Source organism: Nocardia blacklockiae (assembly GCF_015477355.1).
Lineage (GTDB): Bacteria > Actinomycetota > Actinomycetes > Mycobacteriales > Mycobacteriaceae > Nocardia > Nocardia blacklockiae.
This window is the reverse complement of record NZ_JADLRJ010000023.1, coordinates 43,007-63,253: the sequence shown is the minus strand read 5'-3', so window position 1 is coordinate 63,253 and position 20,247 is coordinate 43,007. Positions and strand designations below refer to the sequence as shown.

General features: G+C 71.0%; 19 protein-coding genes. 9 read left to right on the top strand and 10 right to left on the bottom strand.

From position 1 onward, the window contains the following. Nucleotides 1-270: 270 nt before the first annotated feature. Nucleotides 271-2,343: an AMP-binding protein gene (locus IU476_RS35410; protein ID WP_228824830.1), complete on the bottom strand. Its 2,073-nt coding sequence runs from the start codon at nt 2,341-2,343 to the stop codon at nt 271-273. Between the two features lie 513 nt (nt 2,344-2,856). Here IU476_RS35410 and IU476_RS35405 point away from each other — a divergent pair. Then, nucleotides 2,857-3,198, top strand: a complete 342-nt coding sequence (locus tag IU476_RS35405; RefSeq protein ID WP_195106713.1) for a histone-like nucleoid-structuring protein Lsr2 — start codon at nt 2,857-2,859, stop codon at nt 3,196-3,198. A 28-nt stretch (nt 3,199-3,226) separates the two neighbouring features. Here the strand turns inward: IU476_RS35405 and IU476_RS35400 are convergent, their stop codons facing one another. The 5 genes from IU476_RS35400 to IU476_RS35380 form a co-directional block, all read right to left on the bottom strand. Continuing rightward, a complete protein-coding gene (locus IU476_RS35400; protein ID WP_195106712.1) occupies nt 3,227-4,531 on the bottom strand; it encodes a sensor domain-containing diguanylate cyclase in 1,305 nt (434 codons plus the stop codon). Between the two features lie 329 nt (nt 4,532-4,860). Then, nucleotides 4,861-5,196 (bottom strand): histone-like nucleoid-structuring protein Lsr2, encoded by a 336-nt coding sequence (locus IU476_RS35395; protein ID WP_187687828.1) that lies wholly within the window; start codon nt 5,194-5,196, stop codon nt 4,861-4,863. 210 nt (nt 5,197-5,406) lie between these two features. Further along, on the bottom strand, nt 5,407-5,556 hold the full coding sequence (locus IU476_RS35390) for a hypothetical protein (protein WP_195106711.1): 150 nt from the start codon (nt 5,554-5,556) through the stop codon (nt 5,407-5,409). Further along, nucleotides 5,553-6,959 (bottom strand): amidase, encoded by a 1,407-nt coding sequence (locus tag IU476_RS35385; RefSeq protein ID WP_195106710.1) that lies wholly within the window; start codon nt 6,957-6,959, stop codon nt 5,553-5,555. The genes IU476_RS35390 and IU476_RS35385 overlap by 4 nt, the downstream gene beginning before the upstream one ends. Beyond that, complete coding sequence (locus IU476_RS35380; RefSeq protein WP_195106709.1) at nt 6,956-7,819, bottom strand: GntR family transcriptional regulator; 864 nt, start codon at nt 7,817-7,819, stop codon at nt 6,956-6,958. Before IU476_RS35380 ends, IU476_RS35385 begins: the two co-directional genes overlap by 4 nt. A gap of 252 nt (nt 7,820-8,071) precedes the next feature. Between IU476_RS35380 and IU476_RS35375 the strand changes: the two genes are divergently transcribed. Further along, complete coding sequence (locus IU476_RS35375) at nt 8,072-8,503, top strand: ester cyclase (protein WP_195106708.1); 432 nt, start codon at nt 8,072-8,074, stop codon at nt 8,501-8,503. 5 nt (nt 8,504-8,508) lie between these two features. Here the strand turns inward: IU476_RS35375 and IU476_RS35370 are convergent, their stop codons facing one another. Both IU476_RS35370 and IU476_RS35365 read right to left on the bottom strand, forming a co-directional pair. Next, the gene (locus IU476_RS35370; RefSeq protein WP_195106707.1) at nt 8,509-9,093 is read right to left on the bottom strand and encodes a hydrolase; all 585 of its coding nucleotides are present in this window, start codon (nt 9,091-9,093) and stop codon (nt 8,509-8,511) included. Between the two features lie 19 nt (nt 9,094-9,112). Beyond that, entirely contained in the window at nt 9,113-9,586 is a 474-nt protein-coding gene (locus IU476_RS35365; RefSeq protein WP_195106706.1) for a MarR family winged helix-turn-helix transcriptional regulator, read from the bottom strand. A 135-nt stretch (nt 9,587-9,721) separates the two neighbouring features. On the opposite strand from IU476_RS35365, the gene IU476_RS35360 reads away from it, so the two are divergent. Next, nucleotides 9,722-10,693: a cation diffusion facilitator family transporter gene (locus tag IU476_RS35360; RefSeq protein WP_195106705.1), complete on the top strand. Its 972-nt coding sequence runs from the start codon at nt 9,722-9,724 to the stop codon at nt 10,691-10,693. A gap of 84 nt (nt 10,694-10,777) precedes the next feature. Continuing rightward, nucleotides 10,778-11,128: a hypothetical protein gene (locus tag IU476_RS35355; protein WP_195106704.1), complete on the top strand. Its 351-nt coding sequence runs from the start codon at nt 10,778-10,780 to the stop codon at nt 11,126-11,128. A gap of 7 nt (nt 11,129-11,135) precedes the next feature. Here IU476_RS35355 and lexA read toward each other — a convergent pair whose 3' ends face one another. Further along, complete coding sequence (lexA, locus tag IU476_RS35350; protein WP_195106720.1) at nt 11,136-11,849, bottom strand: transcriptional repressor LexA; 714 nt, start codon at nt 11,847-11,849, stop codon at nt 11,136-11,138. 282 nt (nt 11,850-12,131) lie between these two features. Between lexA and IU476_RS35345 the strand changes: the two genes are divergently transcribed. After that, nucleotides 12,132-12,635: a LysM peptidoglycan-binding domain-containing protein gene (locus tag IU476_RS35345; protein ID WP_195106703.1), complete on the top strand. Its 504-nt coding sequence runs from the start codon at nt 12,132-12,134 to the stop codon at nt 12,633-12,635. A 214-nt stretch (nt 12,636-12,849) separates the two neighbouring features. After that, nucleotides 12,850-13,326, top strand: a complete 477-nt coding sequence (gene nrdR, locus IU476_RS35340) for a transcriptional regulator NrdR (protein ID WP_195106702.1) — start codon at nt 12,850-12,852, stop codon at nt 13,324-13,326. 16 nt (nt 13,327-13,342) lie between these two features. Here nrdR and hrpA read toward each other — a convergent pair whose 3' ends face one another. After that, entirely contained in the window at nt 13,343-17,440 is a 4,098-nt protein-coding gene (gene hrpA, locus IU476_RS35335) for an ATP-dependent RNA helicase HrpA (RefSeq protein WP_195106701.1), read from the bottom strand. A 127-nt stretch (nt 17,441-17,567) separates the two neighbouring features. Here hrpA and IU476_RS35330 point away from each other — a divergent pair, with 127 nt between their 5' ends. From IU476_RS35330 to IU476_RS35320, 3 genes are all read left to right on the top strand, one after another. Beyond that, nucleotides 17,568-17,753, top strand: a complete 186-nt coding sequence (locus IU476_RS35330; protein WP_195106700.1) for a hypothetical protein — start codon at nt 17,568-17,570, stop codon at nt 17,751-17,753. Nucleotides 17,754-17,872: 119 nt separating this feature from the next. Continuing rightward, nucleotides 17,873-18,556 carry a Pr6Pr family membrane protein gene (locus IU476_RS35325; RefSeq protein WP_195106699.1) on the top strand — a complete coding sequence of 228 codons (684 nt, stop codon included), beginning with the start codon at nt 17,873-17,875 and terminating at the stop codon, nt 18,554-18,556. A gap of 270 nt (nt 18,557-18,826) precedes the next feature. Next, nucleotides 18,827-20,050 (top strand): aminotransferase family protein, encoded by a 1,224-nt coding sequence (locus tag IU476_RS35320; protein ID WP_195106698.1) that lies wholly within the window; start codon nt 18,827-18,829, stop codon nt 20,048-20,050. The last annotated feature ends 197 nt before the right edge of the window (nt 20,051-20,247 follow it).

The following is a 20,247-nucleotide window of genomic DNA, read 5'->3' as shown; positions in this document are numbered from 1 at the left end:
GCGACGTTTTCGACGAAGTGGCCGACCATGTGGCGGGAGAGGGCCCAGACGTCTTTGAGGGGTGAGGACATGGGTCGTCCGGAGACGGTGAGGCCGGGTCGGTCCGGAGTGGATACAGACATCGCGAGCTTCCTTCCACCCCCGTTAACTGCGCTGCGGTAACAACGTAACCGTTTCGAGACCCGGCAGGGCAGGTTTCACAATCGATCGTGACACTTCGAAAGAAGTTGCCCCACAGGCCTGGTGAGCGATCACAGTCGCAAGAATGCGTTACGGCAGTGACTCGTTGGCGGGCATGCCGGTGAGCAGACGCTTGAGCACCTTGCCGGTCTCCCCGCGCGGCAGCGCCGGCAGGAAGGTGACGTCGCGCGGCACGGAGAAGCGGCTGAGCCGGTGCCGGACATAGGTGCGGATCATGTCCGGATCCAGGCCCGAACCCTCCCGCTTGACGATGAAAGCCGCCAGGCGCTGGCCGAATTCGCGATCGGGCACGCCCACCACCGCGACGTCGGTGATCTGCGGCAGATGCGCCAGCGCCTCCTCCACCGGGCGCGGGAAGACGTTCTCGCCGCCGGAGATGATCATCTCGTCGTCGCGGCCGGCGATGAACAGCCGTCCGGACGCGTCGAGATACCCCAGGTCACCGGTGTCGAGCATGCCCTCGGCCTCCTCCGGGGGCGCGGAGTTGACGTAGCCGTCGAACAGCATGTGGTTGCCGACGTAGATGCGCCCGGTGGCGCCCACCGGCACCGGCTCCAGATCCGGCCCCAGCACCGCGACCCGGGTGCCCAGCGGCGGACGGCCCGCGGTGGTGGGAGAGATGAGCAGATCCTCCGGGGTGGCGATGGTCGCCCAGGAGACCTCGGTGGAACCGTAGACGTTGTAGAGGATTTCGCCGTAGGTGTCCATGAAGCGCTGCACGGTGGCGCCGGCCAGCGGCGCGCCGCAACTGGCGACCACGCGCAGGCTGGAGGTGTCGAACCGGGCCCGCACGTGGGTGGGCAGGTCGAGGATCCGCTGCACCATGGTGGGCACGAGAATCAGTGTGCTGACCTGATTTTCGGCGACCAGCCGCAGGGTGTCGCGGGCGTCGAACTGTTCGGGCAGCACGACGGTGGCCCGCAGCGGCGTGCTCAGCTGCAGCGCGGCCATGCCCCAGGTGTGGAACAGCGGCGCGGGAATCAGCATGGGCTCGTTCATCCGCAGCGGGATGCGCGACAGCAGCGCCGCCACCGTGGCGAAGCCCTTGGGGTGCGGGCGGCGGGCGCCCTTGGGGGTGCCGCTGGTGCCCGAGGTGAGCACGATCAGCCGTCCGCCCCGGGCCGGTTTGCGAAAGTCGCTGTGCCCCTGGGCGATCAGGTCGTCGATGGTGGTGTGCCCGGGCCCCGGTCCGCGATCGGTGAAGACCCGCTGGATGTCGGAGTGCAGATAGTGCACCAGCGACTCCAGCCCGCTGTCGACGAACAGGTGCTCGAGCCGGTGGCGCTGCACGATCTCCTCGATCCGCCGCGCCGACAGGCCGGCGTTCAGCAGCACCACGTCGACGCCGAGTTTGCCTGCGGCGACCATGGTTTCGACCATGCCGGCGTGGTTGCGCGCCAGTAGTCCGAGCGCGTCGCCGGGACCGAGGCCGAGCCGGGCCATGGCCGCGGCCAGCGCGTGGCTGCGCTCGTGCACCTCGGCGAAGGTGCGGGTGCCGTAGTCGTCGACGATCGCGGTGCGGTGCGGCGAGTAGGCCGCCGCCGCGGCGTAGCCGCCGGCCAGGTTGAAACCCCACTTGGCAAGTCGCCGCAGCTGTTTCACGCCCAGGTCGGGGCGGTAGGTGCGGACCACACCTGAGGACACCATCTGCCGGGCCACGTCCGCGCGCCGCCGCAACGGGGTGTTCTCGCCGTTGACCACCATCGAAGTCGGTGCGCCCGTGGCCAATTCGACCAGCCGCTGCAATCCGTCCTCGGCCCACGCCAGGATCTCGTCGTTCGACATCGCGGCGACCGCGGGGTGCATGCGGCCCGGCGCGAAGAAGGTGACGGTGAGCCGGGTGCCGCCCGACGGCGTATTCCGCAGGCGCAGCGCCGCGTAACTGCCGGTCGCCGCGCACTCCAGCTCCAGCGTCTGGGCGGCGGGAGCGACGATGCAGGTTGCCACGAATGAGCGGATGCCGGTCGCGGGCGTGCCGATCCGGAACTGCCACAGGGGATGACCGGCGATCGTCTCGAGGCGGTCACAGCCGCCGATCCCGAGGAATACTCGGGAATAGCTCTGCGGGTCCTTCAGCAGATTCCACAGGAATTTCCGTGCGACCGGCAGTTCAACGGTCGTGTCGATGACGTCGGTAGCCAACTCCGTACACTTCTCGCGGGCCGGTCCGTTGCGGCTGGACCGGCGGAAACTCATTTGTAGCCAACGTTGTTCGGGGCGGTCGGGATCGGCCGTCCGGACCGTATTCCGGAGTACGAGTCAGACGTGTTACCACCTGTGTAACCCACATTTTACCGAGCCGACGGCCGTGTGTGAATTGTCTGGCTCGGACTTGTGACGACTCCCTGACCGGTGCGGTCGGAGTTTGTGAGTCCGACCCGACGAGTTGTGCGCCGAGTGTTTGCCGTGCTGCACGGCGGGGATGCGTTCGGCGGCCCCCGCCGCGGCGGTTGCGCAGAACGCGCTGTGGCACTGTGCTTCTCGCGCGCCGAGGTGCGCGCCGGGGCGTGACTGGGCATAGAATCTGTCACGGTTCACTGTCGTGCGGGCCCGGATCTGGTGAAACAGCCCGGTGCCACCGCGAACGTTCGAGCCGCTCAGTAAATTACGACTGCGGGGGAGCAGGGCAGGGGACGGGGTGCGAAGGAGCACGCAGTGGCACATCGAGTACTGGTCACGCGCGTCGATGATCTCGATGGCGAATCGACGGCCGACGAGACCGTGGTGTTCGGGTTGGACGGGGTGACCTACGAGATCGATCTATCAGCGGGCAACGCGGCCCTGTTGCGAGAACAGTTGCAGCACTGGGCCGCTCGCGCTCGCCGCGTGCGCCGCACCATGATCGCCGCCCGGCAGCCGACGACGGTGACCGCCGTGCAGTCGACGGCCGCGCGGCAGTGGGCGCGCGAGAACGGTGTGTCGGTGTCGGCGCGCGGCCGCGTGCCCGCCGAGGTGCTGCGCGCCTACCTCGACGCCGGACGGTCCGCGACGGATTGAGCGCTCGGGCGTCCGGGCACGGCACGGCTCAGCGCAGGCCGGGCAGCACGGCACCCGCCGTGATGTCGTGGTTGTGCAGGACCCACCGGTTGGGTCCGGCCGCCTTGGCCCGGTAGAGCCCGGCGTCGGCGGCGTCGAGCAGTTGCTCGGCGTCCGCGCCGTTGACCGGGGTGACGACCGCTCCGATGCACGCCGAGATCGACAGGCGCAGATCGTCCACCGGAATCGGCTCGGCCAGCGCGTCCAGCAGCGCGGTCGTCACGGCCGCCACCCGGGTGGCGTCGCACGGCGGCGGGAACAGCACCACGAACTCGTCGCCGCCCACGCGCGCGAGCATGGCACCGGCGGCCTGCGCGGCCAGCCGGGGCGCCACCGCGGCCAGCAGCCGGTCGCCGACGCCGTGCCCGTAGGTGTCGTTGACGGCCTTGAACCCGTCCAGGTCGATGAAGCCCAGCCCGATGCGGGCCCCGGGCCGGGCGCCCGCGATGATCTCGGAGATGGTCTCCACCAGCTGGCGCCGGTTGGGCAGCCCGGTCAGCGGGTCGTGGCGCGCCTGGCGGCTCAGCTCGGCCTGCAACGCGCGGCGCTGGGTGGTGTCCTCGCCGACCACGAGCAGGTACGCCGAGCGCCCGCCGGCCGCGGGCACCAGGGTGATCGCCCACGCCGCCCAGCCGCCGCTGCCGTCGGGTCGGCGGTAGCGCAGTTCGAGCCGCATCGTGCCGGCGCCGGCGGTCAGCAGTTCGTCGAAGATCCGGGCGCGCAGCTCGTCGCGGTCCTCCGGATGCACCAGGTCCGACACCGCGGTGCCGCGCAACCGATTCACCGGCGTGCCGAGCATGGTGGCCAGTGCCGGGTTGGCGTCGACCATCCGGCCGGCGGTGTCGCCGATGCCGATCGCGACGGCGGCGTTGTCGAACAGCACCCGGAAACGGACCTCGGCGGCCTGGCGCGCGTCGGCCATGGCCGCGTGCAGCATCTCCTGATGGCGGGCGCGGGTCGCGAGGAGTTCGACGGTGTAGCCGTTGGCCAGTTCGCCCAGCGCCGCGATGACCCGCTCCCGGTGCGGCGCCAGCAGCTCGGCCAGCGGCGCCAGCGCCCGCGCGGTGCGGCTCAGCACCCGGGGATCGGTGAGGTTCGCGCGAACCAGGTGCGCGCCCACCGCGGCGGCGGCCGGCGCGTCGAAGGGCTCGGCCACGATGGCCGCCGTCAGCCGCTCGAGCAGCTCGGCCAGCAGCGCCTCCAGTTCGGCCAGTGTCATCGGCACGAAACCGGTGTCGGACACCGCCGTCCGCCACTGCCGGGCCAAGGCGGCGACGGCCTGCTCGTGTGTCATGCCCACCACCCCCGCCCGGGATCAGACGTGCACTCAGTGACATGCGGGAACGGCACGATGCCGAACCATGATCACAGGCTACCGCCGCCGCCCCGCCCGCATACACCGAGCGCTCCGGATTTTCGCTGTCGGCGGACTACTCGGAAGCGGTGGGCGAGTGCGGATTCCACGGTGCCGGGACATGTCGCCGGGCGGGCCGCCGCGGCCATATCCACCCGGCGGGAAACCGCCGCCGCGGACGGCGCCGGGCCCGGATTATCGTGCTCGCCGCACGGTAATCCGGGCCCGGCCGGAACCTCATTACCAGGGCAAAAGCCCCGGATCAGGAGTTACTTGTTCGCTTTGTGATAGGCCGCGACGATCTCGGAGGAAATTCGGCCGCGAGCCGACACGTTGTAGCCGTGTTTCTTCGCCCATTCCCGGATGGCGACGGTCTGTTCCCGGTCGGCCGCGGACTTCGGCCGTGCCACCGTGCCCGACTTGACCCGGCCGACCTTCCGGGCTTTTTCGGCCCAGGGCTCCAGAGACCCCCGCAGCTTGCCGGCATTCAACGTGGAGAGATCGATTTCGTAGGCCACGCCATCGATCGAGAACTGCACGGTCTCATCCGCTTTGGACTTCCCGTCGTAATCGTCGATGAGCGTGACGGTGACCTTCTTGGCCATGAGTCAGCCCTTTCGCACGGACACTGCTCTACAAGGATTGCGTATACCGTACCGCAGTGCTGTCCAGGGTAGCGAATCCGACGCTATTCGGCGTTTCCGGCGGTGAATGTGCGAAAGGGCTAAAACAATCCGATCCGGAAGGAATTCCCGGGGTTCGCGGGAATCGCGGGCGGCGGTGCTTCCGGGTGCGTTTTCGGACGGAATCCCAGGTCAGCCGACGCGATGCCCGCCGCTGGGGTCGCCGTATCTGGCCTCGGCGCAGCCGTGCAGCAGTTCGGCCAGTCCGGCCAGCATCTCCTGCAGCGCGGCGACCGCGGCGTTTTCCTCGGGATCGGCGGACCAGGTGGACGCGGCTGTCATGAGGGGCCTTTCGCGAGGTGATGGGTGGTGCGGCGTTGATAGGCGTCGCCGGCGCGCAGGACGGTCGCCTCGTCGAAATGCCGGCCGCTGACCGACATCGACAGCGGAGTGGTGTCGGCGGACAAACCGATTGGTACGGCCAGCGTGGGATTTCCCAGCGGATTCCAATACGGCGTGTGCAGCGAGGACAGCGCGCCCAGCGGCCGCAGCGGATCCAGGGTGGCCAGCGGCGGCGCGCCCAGGTGCCCGGTCGGCGTGACCACCAGGTCGACCCGGGTGAACAGCTCGGCCATCCGCCGCCGCGCGACGTGCCGAACCCGTTGCGCCTGGACGTAATCCGGCCCGGTGACCGCGGCGCCGCCGGCGAGCACGATCCGGGTGCCGCGCCCGTAGTCGGTCCACCGCTCGCGCAGGTCGCCGCGGTGGTAGGCGTGCGCCTCGGCGAGCATCACCAGCAGGTCGACGGCCACCAGCTCCGGATACATCGGCAGTTCCACCGGGACCACCGCGGCGCCGGCGGCCCGCAGCGTCTCGACGGCCTCGGCGAACAGCCGCGGCTGCTCGGGATCGATGCCGCCGTCGGCGAACCGGTTCAGATCGTCCACGCCGACCGTGACGCCGTGCAGGTCGCCGGTGAGCGCGGCCGGGTAGTCGGCGGCCGGGACGTCGGCGCTGTACGGGTCGTCGGGATCCGGGCCGGCGAGCACCGAGAGCAGCAGCGCGCAGTCGGCGGCCGAGCGGGCCAGCGGGCCGACGTGGTCGAGGGTGTAGCCGAGCGGCACCACGCCGGACTTCGGCACCCGGCCGAACGTGGGCTTGAGCCCGGTCACGCCGTTGAACGCGGCCGGGATGCGGATGCTGCCGGCGGTGTCGGTGCCGATCGCGGCCAGGAAATGCCCGGCCGCGACCCCGGCGCCCGAACCCGAACTGGAACCGCCGGCCCAGCGCTCGCGGTCCCAGGCGCAGCGCGGCACCGGGAACGGCTTGTCCGGGTCGGGCACGCCGATGGCGAATTCCATGGTGCTGGTCTTGCCGGTGATCACGGCCCCGGCCTGCTCGAGTCGGCGGACCACGGCGCAGTCCCCGATCCCGGCCGACCACGCGGGGTCCAGCACCAGGCTCTGCGCGGTGGTCGGTGTGGGGGAGTGGGCCAGAATGTCCTTGACGCCCACGGGAATTCCGGCGAGCGGCGGCAAAGCGGCGCCGGCGGCCAGCTGCCGATCGATCTCGGCCGCGCGGTCGCGGGCGCGGCCGTCGTGGCGGGTCAGGTAGACGCCGAGATCGTCGGTCGTCGCGAGGGCGCGCTCCACCAGTTCGGTGGCGGTGACGTCGCCGCGGCGCAGCGCCGCGGCCGCGTCGGTCACGGTGTCGAACGAGGTGGGGCGAAGGGCGGTGTCGGTCATAGGGAGTCCTTCCGGTGGGCGCCGGTGAGATCGACGCGGGGAATGTGGCCGATCTCGATGAGCAGTTCGTTGCGGCAGGTGCCGAGCGCGTAGTCGACCACCCGGCCGGCCGCGTCCCGCAGGCGCTGCTGGACCAGCAGCACCGGCTCGCCCGGCAGCACGTGCAGCAGCGCGGCGGTGTGGCCGTCGGCGGCGGCGGCCTGCACGCCGACGTCGCAGCTGGCGGTGTCGATGCCGCCGGAGTGCAGCAGCGCGTAGAAGTCGCGGCGGAACAGGGACTGGTCGACCCGGGCGGCCTCCGGCGCGCGAATGTAGTTGGTGAACACCGCCAACGGCCGCTGCTCGGCGAGCAGGACGTATTCGACGCACAGGCAGTCGTCGCCGGCCGCGGTGTCGTCGAGGTGGGCGGCGATCACCCGCGGCGCCGGCGTCCAGGCCCAGTGCAGCAGGCGCGGCGTGATCCGCCCGACGGCCAGATGCTCGTCCAGCGCGTGGCCCTGCGGCGGCAGCGCGCCCGGCACCACGTATTCCGCTCGCACGGCCGAGGTGCCAAGCCCGCGCCGCCGCTCGATCAGCCCGTCGCGGCGCAGCAGGTCCAGGGCCTCGCGCAGGACGTCGCGCGGCACCCGGTACTGCGCCATCAACTCGGCCTCGCCCGGCAGCCGCCCGCTGCCGAATTCACCGGCGCGCAGGGCGGCCCGCAGCAGGTCCCGCACGCGCCGCGCCGCCAGATGCGAAGCGGTGGGCAGTATTTCGCGCACCTGCTCACCGAAGAGCCGACGCTCGCGCGCCGCGTCGGAGGACCGAGGGCCCTCGGATGCGGCGTGTTCGCCGCCGGGCCGGACCGTGCTGAAGGACATGGCCGTAGCGTGCCCACCGCTCGATTACGCGGCGCGACATCGCGGTAAAGGTCGAGTTACGCGGCCCGCGACACCGCCTCACAGGCCGCTGACCACCGCATTCCACGCAATGCCGGAACGGTTCCGCGAGGCGGTGCGGAACTCCGAATTCGCCACCGCCGCCGGTACGGGTCGTTCTGCTGCCGTGCGGAAGCTACTTTCTAACTATTGCATTGTATAGTCAGAGTGCGTTCGAGAATGCTTGGAGGAGCGATGGATACGGTGCGGTCGGCGTACGCGGCGGTGCAGCGGGCGTGGACGGGGCAGGACTGGCGGGCCTGGGCGGACACCTGTGCCGCGGGCTACCTGTTCGACACGGGCACCGGGTTGCGGCTGGACCTGGCGGGCACGCTGGCCTGGAGCCGGGCCTGGTTCGCGGCGTTCCCGGACTATGCCGAGGAGATCGCCGAGGTGCACGTCGACGGCGATTCGGTGGTGGCCGAACTGGTCGGCACGGGCACCTCCGCCGCGGATTTCGTGCTCGGCGAGGCCACGCTGCTGCCCGCCACCGGCCGCCGTTTCCGCCTCGCCTACGCGAAGGTCCTCACCTTCGACGACGAGCGAAAAGTGGTGCGGGACCGGCAATATCAGGATCGCCTCGGCCTCTACCAGCAGCTCGGCGTCGCGGTGCCGGGCGGGCGCTGAGGCGGCTACCGCACGGCGTGGGGGAGCAGCGCGAGAATCTCCGCGGTGGTGGCGGTCTCGCCGAGACGCGGGAAGATCTTGGTGACGCTGTGCGCGTGCGAGTCGGCGTCCCGGTCGGCGCTCGCGTCGGTGGCGACGGTGACGTGGTAGCCGTGCTCGTACGCGGCCCGCGCGGTCGACTCGACGCCGATACTCGTCGCGACGCCGCCCAGCACGATCCCGGTCACGCCGCGGCGGCGCAGTTGCAGGTCCAGGTCGGTGCCGTGGAACGCGCCCCAGTTCCGCTTGGTGACCACGATGTCGCCGGGTTGCACGTCGAGCTGGTCGACCAGGGTGTCCCAGCCCTGCGGCCGCGGCCCCGCCGCGCCCGGCACCTCGGTCCGGCCCTGCGGCGCGTCGGCCCCGTCGTCGGCGAACGAGACGCGCACGAGGACCACCGGCTGCCCCGCCTCCCGAAACGCTGCGGCCAGCTCCGCGCTGCGGGCGAGCACGTCGGGCACACTGTGCGGCACGGTCGGCGCGCCGACGATGCCCCGCTGTAGATCGATGAGGACCAGCGCGGTGTGCGGGTCGAGGGTGGTGGCGGGCATGAAATCCTTCCTCCAATAATCAGTCGTCGAGCAGCCGGCGCAGCAGCGGAATCGCCGCGAGCAGCGAATCCTGTTCGGCGCGCGAGAGTTTCGCCGCCAGCGCCTGCGCCAGCCAATCCTCCTTGGCGGTGCGCGCGGCCGTGATCAGCCGCTCGGCCGCCGCGGTCGGGCGCAGCAGCACCTGCCGCTGATCGGTCGGGTGCGGTGCGCGTTCGACCAGGCCGCGCTCCGCCAGCGCGGCGACCGTCAGCCGCATCGATTGCGGCCGGACGTTCTCGGCGCGGGCCAGCGCGGCCACCGTGGCCGGGCCGTCGGTGAGCAGGCGGCTCAGCGCCACCGACTGCGAGGGCGTCACCTCGAGACCCGAATAGGTGGCGCGCAGCTGTCGTAGCAGCCGGCTGACGGTCACCCGCAGTTCGGCCGCCGCGGCGGCCAACTCGCCCGCGGTACGGCCGTCGGCGGGGTCGGAATGCCGGTCGGCCGCTGTTGCCATACCGCCCAGTCTGTCATTCGACAGTAAGACTGGCAAGTTTCCCTGTCTTTCAGTGACCGACCGACCAGCCTCTTGTATATATAAAGATGCGTGCATATGATCGCGGACGGCGCATTCGAGCGAGAAGGGACGACGATGGGCGCAGGACACGCACACGGCCACGCGGCGGGGCATTCGCACACGCACGCCACACCGGACAGCGACAGGCGCTGGCTGGCGGGCGCGCTGGCGCTGATCGTGGTCTTCCTGCTCGGCGAGGTCGTGGTGGGCGTCGTCGCGGGATCGCTGGCCCTGCTGTCCGACGCCGCGCACATGCTCACCGATGCCGCCTCGATCGCGTTGGCGCTCTGGGCGATCCGGCTCGCCGCCCGGCCCGCCGCCGGGCGGATGACCTTCGGCTGGAAGCGGGTGGAGATCCTGTCCGCGCAGGCCAACGGGCTCACGCTGCTCCTGCTGGCGGTCTGGCTGGCCTACGAGGCGATCCGGCGGCTGGCCGACCCGCCCGAGGTCACCGGCGGGCTGGTGCTGGGCACCGCGCTGGTCGGCATCGTGGTGAATCTGGCCGCCACCTGGATGATCTCGCGGGCCAATCGCGCCAGCCTGAACGTCGAGGGCGCCTTCCAGCACATCCTCACCGACCTGTTCGCCTTCATCGCGACCGCGGTCGCCGGTGTGGTCATCGTCGTGACCGGCTTCGCTCGCGCTGACGTCATCGCGACGCTGATCGTGGTGGCGCTGATGGTGCGTTCCGGCGTCGGGCTGGTGCGCGCGTCGAGCCGGATCTTCCTCGAGGCCGCGCCCGCCGATCTGGATCCGGCGGAGATCGGCCGGGCCATGGCCGCCCGCGACGGCGTGGTCGAGATCCACGACCTGCACATCTGGGAGATCACCTCGGGCTCGCCCGCGCTGTCGGCGCACGTGCTGGTCGAACCAGGCCGCGACTGCCACGCCGTGCGCGAGGACCTGGCGCACTGGCTGGTCCGCGAACACCACATCGAGCACGCCACCCTGCAGGTCGACCACGCGCAGCCGGAGCTGATCGAACTCGGCACGCGCTCGCCCGCGCACTGCGAGGACGCGCACGGCCCGGCGCACGCGGCGCGCTAGCCCGTGACGGCCGGGCGCTGACCGAAACACGCGACACCGCCGTCGGTCCACCGAAATCCGGCGGCGCGGGTGGACCATGAAGGTATGACGCGACCTCGCTCGCTCGCGCTGCGCATCGTGCTGGTCGCCGGATCGGCCGCGGGTCTGCTGGCGGCCGGTTCCGGGCTCGCGACCGCGGCGCCCACGGCGGCATTCCAGGGTGGCACCACCATCACCGCGCACGTCACCGGGGCCAAGCCCGGCTACGACTGTCAGATCGCCGCGCGCGACATCGACGGACCGTGGCGGGCCGTGTCCGCCGACGGCGTCGTCGATCTCGATTCCGGGCCGGTACCGGCCGGACCGCACCGGGTGCGGATCCTGTGCGAGGACCGCAAACGCGGCGACGTCGCCACGCACCTCGTCGGCCGCGAGGCCGAGGTGCGCACCGGCTGACCTCGCCTCAGATCTTGCGGATCACCGTGACTACCTTGCCCAGGATCTGGGCGTCGTTGCCGGGGATCGGCTCGAACAGCGGGTTGTGCGGTAGCAGCCAGACCTGCTTGCCGGCCCGCTTGAACGTCTTCACCGTGGCCTCGCCCTCGATCATCGCGGCCACGATGTCGCCGTTGTCGGCGACGTTCTGCTGGCGCACGACCACCCAGTCGCCGTCGCAGATGGCGGCGTCGACCATCGACTCGCCGACGACCTTGAGCAGGAACAGCGAACCCTCGCCGACCAGCTCGCGGGGGAGCGGGAACACGTCCTCCACGGCCTGCTCGGCCAGGATCGGGCCACCGGCGGCGATGCGGCCCAGCACCGGCACGTAGGTGGGGGCGGGCTGATCCGGGGAGGCCTCGGTGTCCACCGCGCGCAGCTGCGCGACGTCGCCGACCGCGCGCACCACCGTCTCGTCCAGGCCCCGGACGTCCACGGCGCGTGGGCGATTCGGGTCGCGGCGCAGATAGCCCTTGCGCTCCAGCGCGCGCAGCTGATGAGCGACCGAGGAGGTCGAGGTGAGGCCGACCGCGTCGCCGATCTCGCGGATGCTGGGCGGGTAGCCGCGCTCGCTGACCGAGCTGCGGATCACCTCGAGCACCTTGCGCTGACGGACGGTGAGATCCGCCCCGGCGCCGGGTGATTCGACGCCGTCGGTTGCGGTGGCGGGGGCGTCCACCTCGGGATGCCCGCCTACCGTGCGTTCGCTCACTGTCGCCGTCCTCCGTTCCTGGGATGTGCTGGTCCTGCGCTCGACTCGGGGTCGCACCGAATGCGTGCCTCGAATGTAGTCCGCCCGCCACCAGGTTTCAAACATCTGTTCGACGCATGTCGCGCGAAGTCGTGACTTTGTCGGTGCCCCGTGGTAAGAATCGAACATCAGTTCTTCGAACAGATGATCGAATGCCGAGTATCCGTCACGCACAGGGTTCCGTCCCGCACCCACCTGGAGGTCTGTCCGATGCGCACCGCGATCCGTGAAAACGACTCCGCCGAAGGCGATCTGGGCTTCGACACCGTCCCGCGCGTGGCGTGCCCGCCCGCGCGCTCGCGCACCCTCGCCCGCCCGGACGGTGACCCGCGCCGTCCCCGGGGCGACCGGCCGCGCTCGGCGGTCGTGCGCTACGACCGGCCGCGCACCGAGCTGTCGCGGGGCCCGCACCCGGCCGAGCGCGTCGAGCGGGCCCGGCTCGGTTTCGCGACGCTGGCGGTCGCGGCCTTGGTGAGCGCCGCGGTGGTGTGCGGCCTGATCGGCGTGGCGCAGCTGCGGGCGGGCGCCCCGGCCCGGGAGTCGACGCAGACGGTGCAGGTCGGCGAGGGCGAGTCGCTGTCCGAGGTGGCGGTGCGGGTGGCGCCCGGCGCGCCGGTGCGCGATACGGTGCGAAAGATCGTGGAGCTCAACGGGTTACGTGGCTCGGAGGTGACTTCGGGACGTACCCTGATCGTCCCGGCGTCCGAGCGGTGAGGGGTAGCGGCGGCGGGCGAATCCGCCGCGCACCGGCCTGACCGGTCGGTTCGAGCCGTGATCCGAGCGGGGTTGTCCGGGGTGCACCCGGTCATCGTCGCTGTCCTGCGGGTATCCTCGGGGTTGCTGTGCGTCACACACAGCGTGCGCTGGACCCAAGCGGTGGCGACCCACGTCGCCGTAGCCCGATGCAGGCATCGACGAAGGATCTCGGATGCATTGCCCGTACTGCCGGCACCCGGATTCGCGGGTCGTCGACTCGCGTGAGGCCGAGGAAGGCTCGGCCATCAGGCGTCGCCGTGCCTGTCCGAAGTGTGGGCGGCGGTTCACCACGGTCGAGACCGCGATCCTGTCGGTGGTGAAGCGCAGCGGCGTCACCGAACCGTTCAGCCGCGAGAAGGTGATTCGCGGCGTGCGTCGCGCCTGCCAAGGGCGCGAGGTCGACGACGACGCCCTGAACCTGCTCGCCCAGCAGGTGGAGGACGCGGTGCGCGCGAAGGGCTCGCCGGAGGTGCTCAGCCACGAGGTGGGGCTGGCGATCCTCGGTCCGCTGCGCGATCTGGACGAGGTGGCGTACCTGCGGTTCGCCTCGGTGTACCGATCCTTCAGCTCAGCCGAGGATTTCGAGCGCGAGATCGCCGACCTCCGCCGGCACCGCACCGAACACGCGGTCGGCGCCGGCGCGGACTGATTGCCGGATCCGCGGTTCAGCGCGGCGTTTTCGCCGGCGTCGAGCGCACCGCGGCGATCGCCTTCTCGATGCGCTTGGCCGACACCGGATACGGCGTGCCGAGCTGCTGGGCGAACAGGCCGACCCGCAATTCCTCTGTCATCCACCAGATCTCGGTGACATCGCGGCCGGTGCGGCGCGCCTCCGGCAGGCCGTCGAGCAGGCGCTGATACGCGGCGAGCGCGCGATCCAGTTCGGCCATCCCACGCCGATCGCGGTCGGCCGAGGACGGCAACGCCTCCAGGCGGATCACCGCGCCCTGCAGGTAGCGGGGCAGCTCCCGCAGGCGCGCGCTGCCGAACTCCCGGACGAACCCGGGGAAGACCAGCTCGTCGAGCTGCTGGCGGACATCCTCGGCGATCTCGCGATCGGTGGTGTCCGACAACGCCGTTCGCACCCGATGTGCCTCGGCGAGCACCGGGACCACCAGCCGCACGATCCGGGCGACGGTGGCCGAGAACTGGGGCCGGATCGCGTCCACCAGCGCCCGGAACTGCTCCGGGCTGCGGACCGGGCCGCCGTGCGCGGCGATCAGCTCGTCGGCGGCGGCCGCGCGGCAGTCCTCGACCAGCGCGTCCAGCGAGCCGTACGGGTTCTGGCTCAGCGCCAGGCGGTCGGCCGGCGACAGGCCCGCGGTCACCGCCCGCGGCGAGGAGGGTAGCTCGCGCAGCACCAGCGCACGGGTCCCGGCGCGCATGGCGGCGGCCTGCTGCGCCGGGGAGGACAGCACCCGCACCGCGACGCCGTCGCCCTCGGGTACCAGCGCCGGATAGCCGGTGATGGTCTGGCCGCCCACGTCGCGGCGCACGGTCGGCGCCAGGGTGCCCAGCGACTCGGAGGTCCAGACGGTCGCCGGGGCCCGCTCGGCGGCGGCCGTGGCGCGCGCGACCGACTTCGAGACCTGGTCGGCCAGCGCGGTTTTCAACGCCGCCAGGCTCTTGCCGCGGTCGATCACCGTGCCGTCGGGCGCGGTGGCGGCGAAGGTCATCCGCAGGTGGTCGGGCAGTGCCGCCGGATCAAGGTCGTTCGGCGTGATGGTCACCGAGCCCAGCCGCGACAGTTCCCGGGCCAGTCCGGTGCGCAGCGGTTCGGCCCGCGGGGTGAGCCGCGCCAGCGCCGCGCGCGCGAAGTCCGGCGCGGGAACGACGCTGCGGCGCAGGTGTTTCGGCAAGGTCTTGATGAGCGCGGCGGCCAGTTCCTCGCGCATGCCAGGAACCAGCCAGTCGAATCCGACCGCGCGCACATGCGCCAGCTGGGCGACCGGAATATGCACCGTCACACCGTCATCGGCCTGTCCCGGCTCGAATTGGTAGGTCAGTCCGAGAGTCAGTTCGCCCTGACGCCAGCTGTCCGGGAACGCCGTCGGATCCAGGCGGGCCGCGCCCTCGTTGACGACGGTCGCGGCCGAGAAATCGAGCAGTGCGGGATCGTCGCGTTTCGCTTTCCGCCACCAGCTGTCGAAATGCCGCACCGACACGATGTCGGCGGGGACGCGCTGGTCGTAGAACTCGAACAGCACCTGGTCGTCGACGAGAATATCGCGCCGGCGCGCCCGGTTCTCCAGATCGGCGACGTCCTCGAGCAATTCCCGATTGCGGTGGAAGAACTCGTGGCGGGTCTGCCATTCCCCTTGCACCAGCGCGTGTCTGATGAACAGCTCGCGCGACAACTGCGGATCGATGCGGCCGAAATCGACGCGCCGCTGCGTCACCAGCGGAATGCCGTAGAGCGTGACCCGTTCGTATGCCATGGCGGCGCCGCGCTTGGACGACCAATGCGGTTCGGAATAGGTGCGTTTCACCAGATCGCCGGCCAGTCGCTCGGCCCATTCCGGTTCGATGCGGGCGGCCATGCGCCCCCACAGCCGCGACGTCTCCACCAATTCGGCGGCCATCACCCAGCGCGGTGGTTTCTTGGCCAGCGTCGAGCCGGGGAAGATCATGAACTTGGCATTGCGCGCGCCCAGGAATTCGCGGGTCTCGGCCTCCCGCACGCCGATGTGCGAGAGCATGCCCGCCAGCAGCGACTGGTGCACGGCGGTGGCATCCCAGGGCAGCGCGTCGGTCTCGTCGGGCATGGGCGCGATCGACCCGTCGCTGTGCCAGCCCAGACCCTTGGTGATGGTGCGCAGTTGCCCGTGCAGGTCCTGCCATTCCCGGATGCGCAGGTAGTGCAGGAACTCGTCGCGGCACTTGCGGCGGAACTGGTTGGACGACAACGCCTTCCGCTGCGCGCGCAGGTAGTCCCACAGCCGCAGGTAGGCCAGGAAGTCCGACCCCTCGACGGTGAACCGGGCGTGCTTGGCGTCGGCCGCCTGCTGGAATTCGGCCGGCCGCTCGCGCACGTCCTGGATCGAGAGCGCGGCCACGATCACCAGCACCTCGGGCAGGCACCCGTTGCGGTTGGCCTGCACCAGCATTCGGCCCATCCGCGGATCGACCGGGATCTGCGCCATCTCGCGCCCGACGGGCGTGAGCACGAGATCGCCGACCATCGCCTCCTGGCGGCGGCGTCCGCGCCGCGCACGAGGGGCGGGCTCGGCGGTCGCCTCGGGCTCGGAAGTGTCCGGGACCGAAGGCTTCTCGTCGTCGGGGCGCCGTGCCAGCGCGCCCAGTTCCTCGAGCAGCGCGATGCCGTCGCGGATGGCGCGGCGGTCCGGCGGTTCCACGAACGGGAAGCTCTCGATGTCGCCGAGTCCGAGCGCGGCCATCTGCAGGATGACCGCGGCCAGGTTGGTGCGCAGGATCTCCGGTTCGGTGAACTGCGGGCGCGCCTCGAAATCCGCCTCCGAGTACAGCCGGATACAGATGCCGTCGGCGACGCGGCCGCAGCGACCGGACCGCTGGCGGGCCGACGCCTGCGAGATCGGCTCGATCGGCAGCCGTTGCACCTTGGTGCGCATCGAGTAGCGGGAGATTCGCGCGGTGCCGGGATCCACGACATAGCGGATGCCGGGAACGGTGAGCGAGGTCTCGGCCACGTTGGTGGCGAGCACCACCCGTCGGCCGGTGTGGGACTGGAAGACCCGATGTTGTTCGGCCGCCGAGAGCCGGGCGTACAGCGGCAGGATCTCGGTGCGCGGCAGCCGCAGATCGCGCAGCGCGTCGGCGGTGTCGCGGATCTCCCGCTCGCCGGACAGGAAGACCAGCACGTCGCCGTCGCCCGCGGCGAGCAGCTCGGTGACCGCGTCGCCGATGGCGTCCACCGGATCGCGCGCGGTGCCGAGCCCGGCGGCGCGGTCGGCGGGACGCGGGTCCTCCTCCTCCTCGTCCTCGTCGTCGGTCGCGGCCTCGGGAGCCAATGGCCGATAGCGGATCTCGACCGGGTACGACCGCCCAGACACCTCGACGATGGGCGCGGGCTCGCCCTCGGCGTCGGCGAAATGGCGCGCGAACAGCTCCGGATCGATGGTGGCGGAGGTGATGATCACCTTCAGATCCGGCCGCCGCGGCAGCAGTTGCTTCAGGTAGCCGAGCAGGAAGTCGATGTTGAGGCTGCGCTCGTGCGCCTCGTCGATGATGATCGTGTCGTAGCGGCGCAGCAGCCGGTCGCTCTGGATCTCGGCGAGCAGGATGCCGTCGGTCATCAGTTTGACCAGCGTGCGGTCGGAGGCCTGATCGGTGAAGCGGACGGTGTAGCCGACCACGTCGCCCAGTTCGGTGCCCAGCTCCTCGGCGATCCGTTCGGCGACGGTGCGCGCGGCCAAGCGGCGCGGCTGGGTGTGGCCGATCGTGCCGCGGATGCCGCGGCCCAGTTCGAGGCAGATCTTCGGGATCTGCGTGGTCTTGCCCGACCCGGTCTCCCCGGCCACCACCACGACCTGGTGCGCGGCGATGGCCGCGGCGATGTCGTCGCGGCAGGCCGACACGGGTAGCTGTTCGGGGTAGCGGATCTCGGGCACGGCGGCGCGCCGGGTGGCGATGCGCTGTTCGGCGGCGGCGATGTCGTTCTCGAGGTCGCCGAGATCGCTGCCGCGGGCCTTGTCGAGCCGCCGGCGCAACCGGTGTTCGTCGCGGATCGAGAGATCGGCCAGGCGGGTGCGGAGCTCGCGGGGAAGGGCGGCGGTCCTGGTCATTGCATCAACCAGGGTAGCGAAGTCGCCGATGCGGCCGGGTGGCGCGGGTCGGCCCGCGGATTACCGAACGATTGCTATCGGATCGCGGACGTTCCTTGCGTACCGATCGGTATGCCACCATCGGGACATGACCGCTGGTACCGGAACGCCGAGGTGGGTCCGCGCCCTGCGAGTGGTCTCCGTGCTGCTGGGGATCGCGGCTCTGCTCAGAGACGGGGCCCGCGCCCTCACCGCGCGGACCGCCGCCGGGCTGCGCGGCCCGGCCGACCGCATGCGCGACGGCGGTCGGGGACAGCCGCTCGGCTCGTCCTGAACCCGGTGGATCCGGGTGCGTAGTCCGCCGACATACTGATCGCCGCGTCCGCTTCCGACATGCGCGGAGTGCGTCGATGATCCATCGGCGACGTGTTTCCACGTGCCATGATCGACGGCATGGCCACCGGAGTGGGGACGCCGCCGTGGATTCGGCTGCTGCGGATCGGGTTCGGGGTGCTCGGTGTCGTCGCGCTGGTGTGGATCCCGGTGCGCAACAGCGGGGCGGGCGGCTTCTCGCTCGCCAACTATCTGAGTTACTTCACCATCGAATCGAACATCCTCGGTGTGCTGGTGCTGCTGGTCGGCGGTCTGGTCGACCCGCGCGGTCGGCGCTGGCAGCTGGTGCGCGGCGCGAGCGCGCTGTACCTGCTGATCACCGGGGTGGTCTACGCGGTGCTGCTGGCCCACATCGACGTGATGCTCAGCGACAAGTGGATCAACGACGTCCTGCATCGAGTGCTGCCGATCGTGCTGGTTGCCGACTGGCTGCTGGTCCCCGCCCGGCTCGGGGTGACCGCGAAGCTGATCGGCGGCTGGCTGATCTTTCCGGCGGTCTACGGCGGCCACAGCCTGATTCGCGGCGCGTTCGTCGACTGGTACCCCTACCCGTTCCTCGACCCGCGCGATCAGGGCTACCCATCGCTACTGATCGGCCTGGTCCTGCTCGCGGTGGTGTTCGCCCTGCTGGCGACCGCCGTGGCGGGGGTGGGCGCGCTGCTCACGCGCCCCGGCCACGCGGCAGGTCCCCGCGGACCAGGAACGGTCGCGGGCGACGGCGAGAGGAGCCGCCCGCGCGGGTAGTCTGGCCCTGCGGTACGGGTTTCGGCCCTGCATGGTCGACAATCCGAGTAGCCGGATATTCGCTTCGCGGCGCGGTGTCGCGCTCGTGGTGTGGGCGACATGCTCGCGCTGCGGGTGACGTGCTCGTGGTGCGGGCGATGCGCTCGCGGTGTGGGTGACGTGCCTGCGGTGTGGGCGACGTGCTCGTGGTGCGGGCAACGCGCGCGACGTGTGGACTGGACGGTAGTGCCGCGCGGTGCCGTGGGGCGGATGTGAGGAGAGGAGCCCTGGATGGGTGCGTTGTGGCATGGGTTCGCGGATATGGCGGGCGTCGAGCGGGACGGTGCGTTCGTGGTCGCTCGTGGCGAGGGCGCCTACGTGTGGGACGAGGCGGGTAATCGCTACCTCGATGCCACCGCCGGTCTCTGGTTCACCAACGTGGGGCACGGCCGCCGGGAGATCGCCGATGCCGTCGCGGCGCAGCTGTCGAACCTGGCGCACTACTCCAACTTCGGTGACATCACCGCGCCGGTGACGCGGGACCTGGCGCAGCGGCTGTCCGAGCTGGCGCCCGTGCCGGGCAGCAAGATCATGTTCACCTCCGGCGGCTCCGACTCGGTCGACACTGCGGCCAAGCTGGCCCGGCGGTACTGGCAGGAGCTGGGCCGCCCGGGCAAGACGCTGCTCGTCGGCCGTCGGCTGGCCTACCACGGCATGCACGTCGCGGGCACGGCGCTGGCGGGCATCGCGGTCAATCACGACGGCTACGGCGAGCTGATGCCGGACGCGCGGACCGTCGAGTGGAACGACGCCGGCGCGCTGCGGGCGCTGATCGACGAGGTCGGCGCGGACCGCATCGCGGCGTTCTTCTGCGAGCCGATCATCGGGGCGGGCGGGGTGTACCTGCCGCCCGAGGGCTATCTGGCCGAAGTGCGCCGGCTGTGCCGCGACAACGACATCCTGTTCGTCGCCGACGAGGTGGTCACCGGGTTCGGGCGGATCGGCGGATCCTGGTTCGCCTCTTCGCGTTTCGGCCTGGAGCCGGATCTGATGACCACCGCGAAGGGCCTCACCTCCGGCTACCTGCCGATGGGCGCGGTGTTCGTGGCGCCCCGGGTGGCCGAACCGTTCTTCGCGGGCGGGGTCTGGTTCCGGCACGGCTACACCTACGGCGGCCACGCGGGCGCCGCGGCGGCCGCCATGGCCAACCTCGACATCGTCGAGCGCGAGAACCTGCTCGACGCCAGCAAGAACCTGGAATCGATGCTGCACGAACACCTTTCGCCGCTCTCGGCGCATCCCCGGGTGGCCGAGGTGCGCAGCGGCCTGGGCGCGGTCGCCGCGATCCAGTTGACCGATCCCACCGCCGGCCCCGCCATGGTGAAGGCCCTTCGCGCACAGGGTGTTTCGGGCCGCGCCGCCGGCCAGGGCGCCCTCCAGATCTCGCCCTCGTTCGTTATCACCGAAGACCAAGTCGCCGAACTGGCCGCCGCACTCGCCCGCGCACTCGGCTGACGCCCCCGATACTTCTCCCCGGCGGCAGCCCGATTCCGGGTGCGGTGATCCAACGTCGGGCGGGGGAGTGCGATGTCGTGCGGCCTTCCTATGCCGGGCGCGCTCGGCGGTATCGCCCGTAAAGGCAGCGGGGGGACAGGTCAGGGGCAGGGGGGTAAGGCTGTTGTCGGTGCACATCTCGATGCGAGCATGGAGGG

Coding starts and splice junctions, on each gene's coding strand:
- IU476_RS35400 (WP_195106712.1), bottom strand. CDS start 4,531: ATGACACACGAGCAGGCCGTCGCCGCCTTGGCCCGGCAGTGGCGGACG.
- IU476_RS35395 (WP_187687828.1), bottom strand. CDS start 5,196: ATGGCCAAGAAGGTCACCGTCACGCTCATCGACGATTACGACGGGAAG.
- IU476_RS35390 (WP_195106711.1), bottom strand. CDS start 5,556: ATGACAGCCGCGTCCACCTGGTCCGCCGATCCCGAGGAAAACGCCGCG.
- IU476_RS35385 (WP_195106710.1), bottom strand. CDS start 6,959: ATGACCGACACCGCCCTTCGCCCCACCTCGTTCGACACCGTGACCGAC.
- IU476_RS35380 (WP_195106709.1), bottom strand. CDS start 7,819: ATGTCCTTCAGCACGGTCCGGCCCGGCGGCGAACACGCCGCATCCGAG.
- IU476_RS35375 (WP_195106708.1), top strand. CDS start 8,072: ATGGATACGGTGCGGTCGGCGTACGCGGCGGTGCAGCGGGCGTGGACG.
- IU476_RS35370 (WP_195106707.1), bottom strand. CDS start 9,093: ATGCCCGCCACCACCCTCGACCCGCACACCGCGCTGGTCCTCATCGAT.
- IU476_RS35365 (WP_195106706.1), bottom strand. CDS start 9,586: ATGGCAACAGCGGCCGACCGGCATTCCGACCCCGCCGACGGCCGTACC.
- IU476_RS35360 (WP_195106705.1), top strand. CDS start 9,722: ATGGGCGCAGGACACGCACACGGCCACGCGGCGGGGCATTCGCACACG.
- IU476_RS35355 (WP_195106704.1), top strand. CDS start 10,778: ATGACGCGACCTCGCTCGCTCGCGCTGCGCATCGTGCTGGTCGCCGGA.
- IU476_RS35345 (WP_195106703.1), top strand. CDS start 12,132: ATGCGCACCGCGATCCGTGAAAACGACTCCGCCGAAGGCGATCTGGGC.
- nrdR (WP_195106702.1), top strand. CDS start 12,850: ATGCATTGCCCGTACTGCCGGCACCCGGATTCGCGGGTCGTCGACTCG.
- hrpA (WP_195106701.1), bottom strand. CDS start 17,440: ATGACCAGGACCGCCGCCCTTCCCCGCGAGCTCCGCACCCGCCTGGCC.
- IU476_RS35330 (WP_195106700.1), top strand. CDS start 17,568: ATGACCGCTGGTACCGGAACGCCGAGGTGGGTCCGCGCCCTGCGAGTG.
- IU476_RS35325 (WP_195106699.1), top strand. CDS start 17,873: ATGGCCACCGGAGTGGGGACGCCGCCGTGGATTCGGCTGCTGCGGATC.
- IU476_RS35320 (WP_195106698.1), top strand. CDS start 18,827: ATGGGTGCGTTGTGGCATGGGTTCGCGGATATGGCGGGCGTCGAGCGG.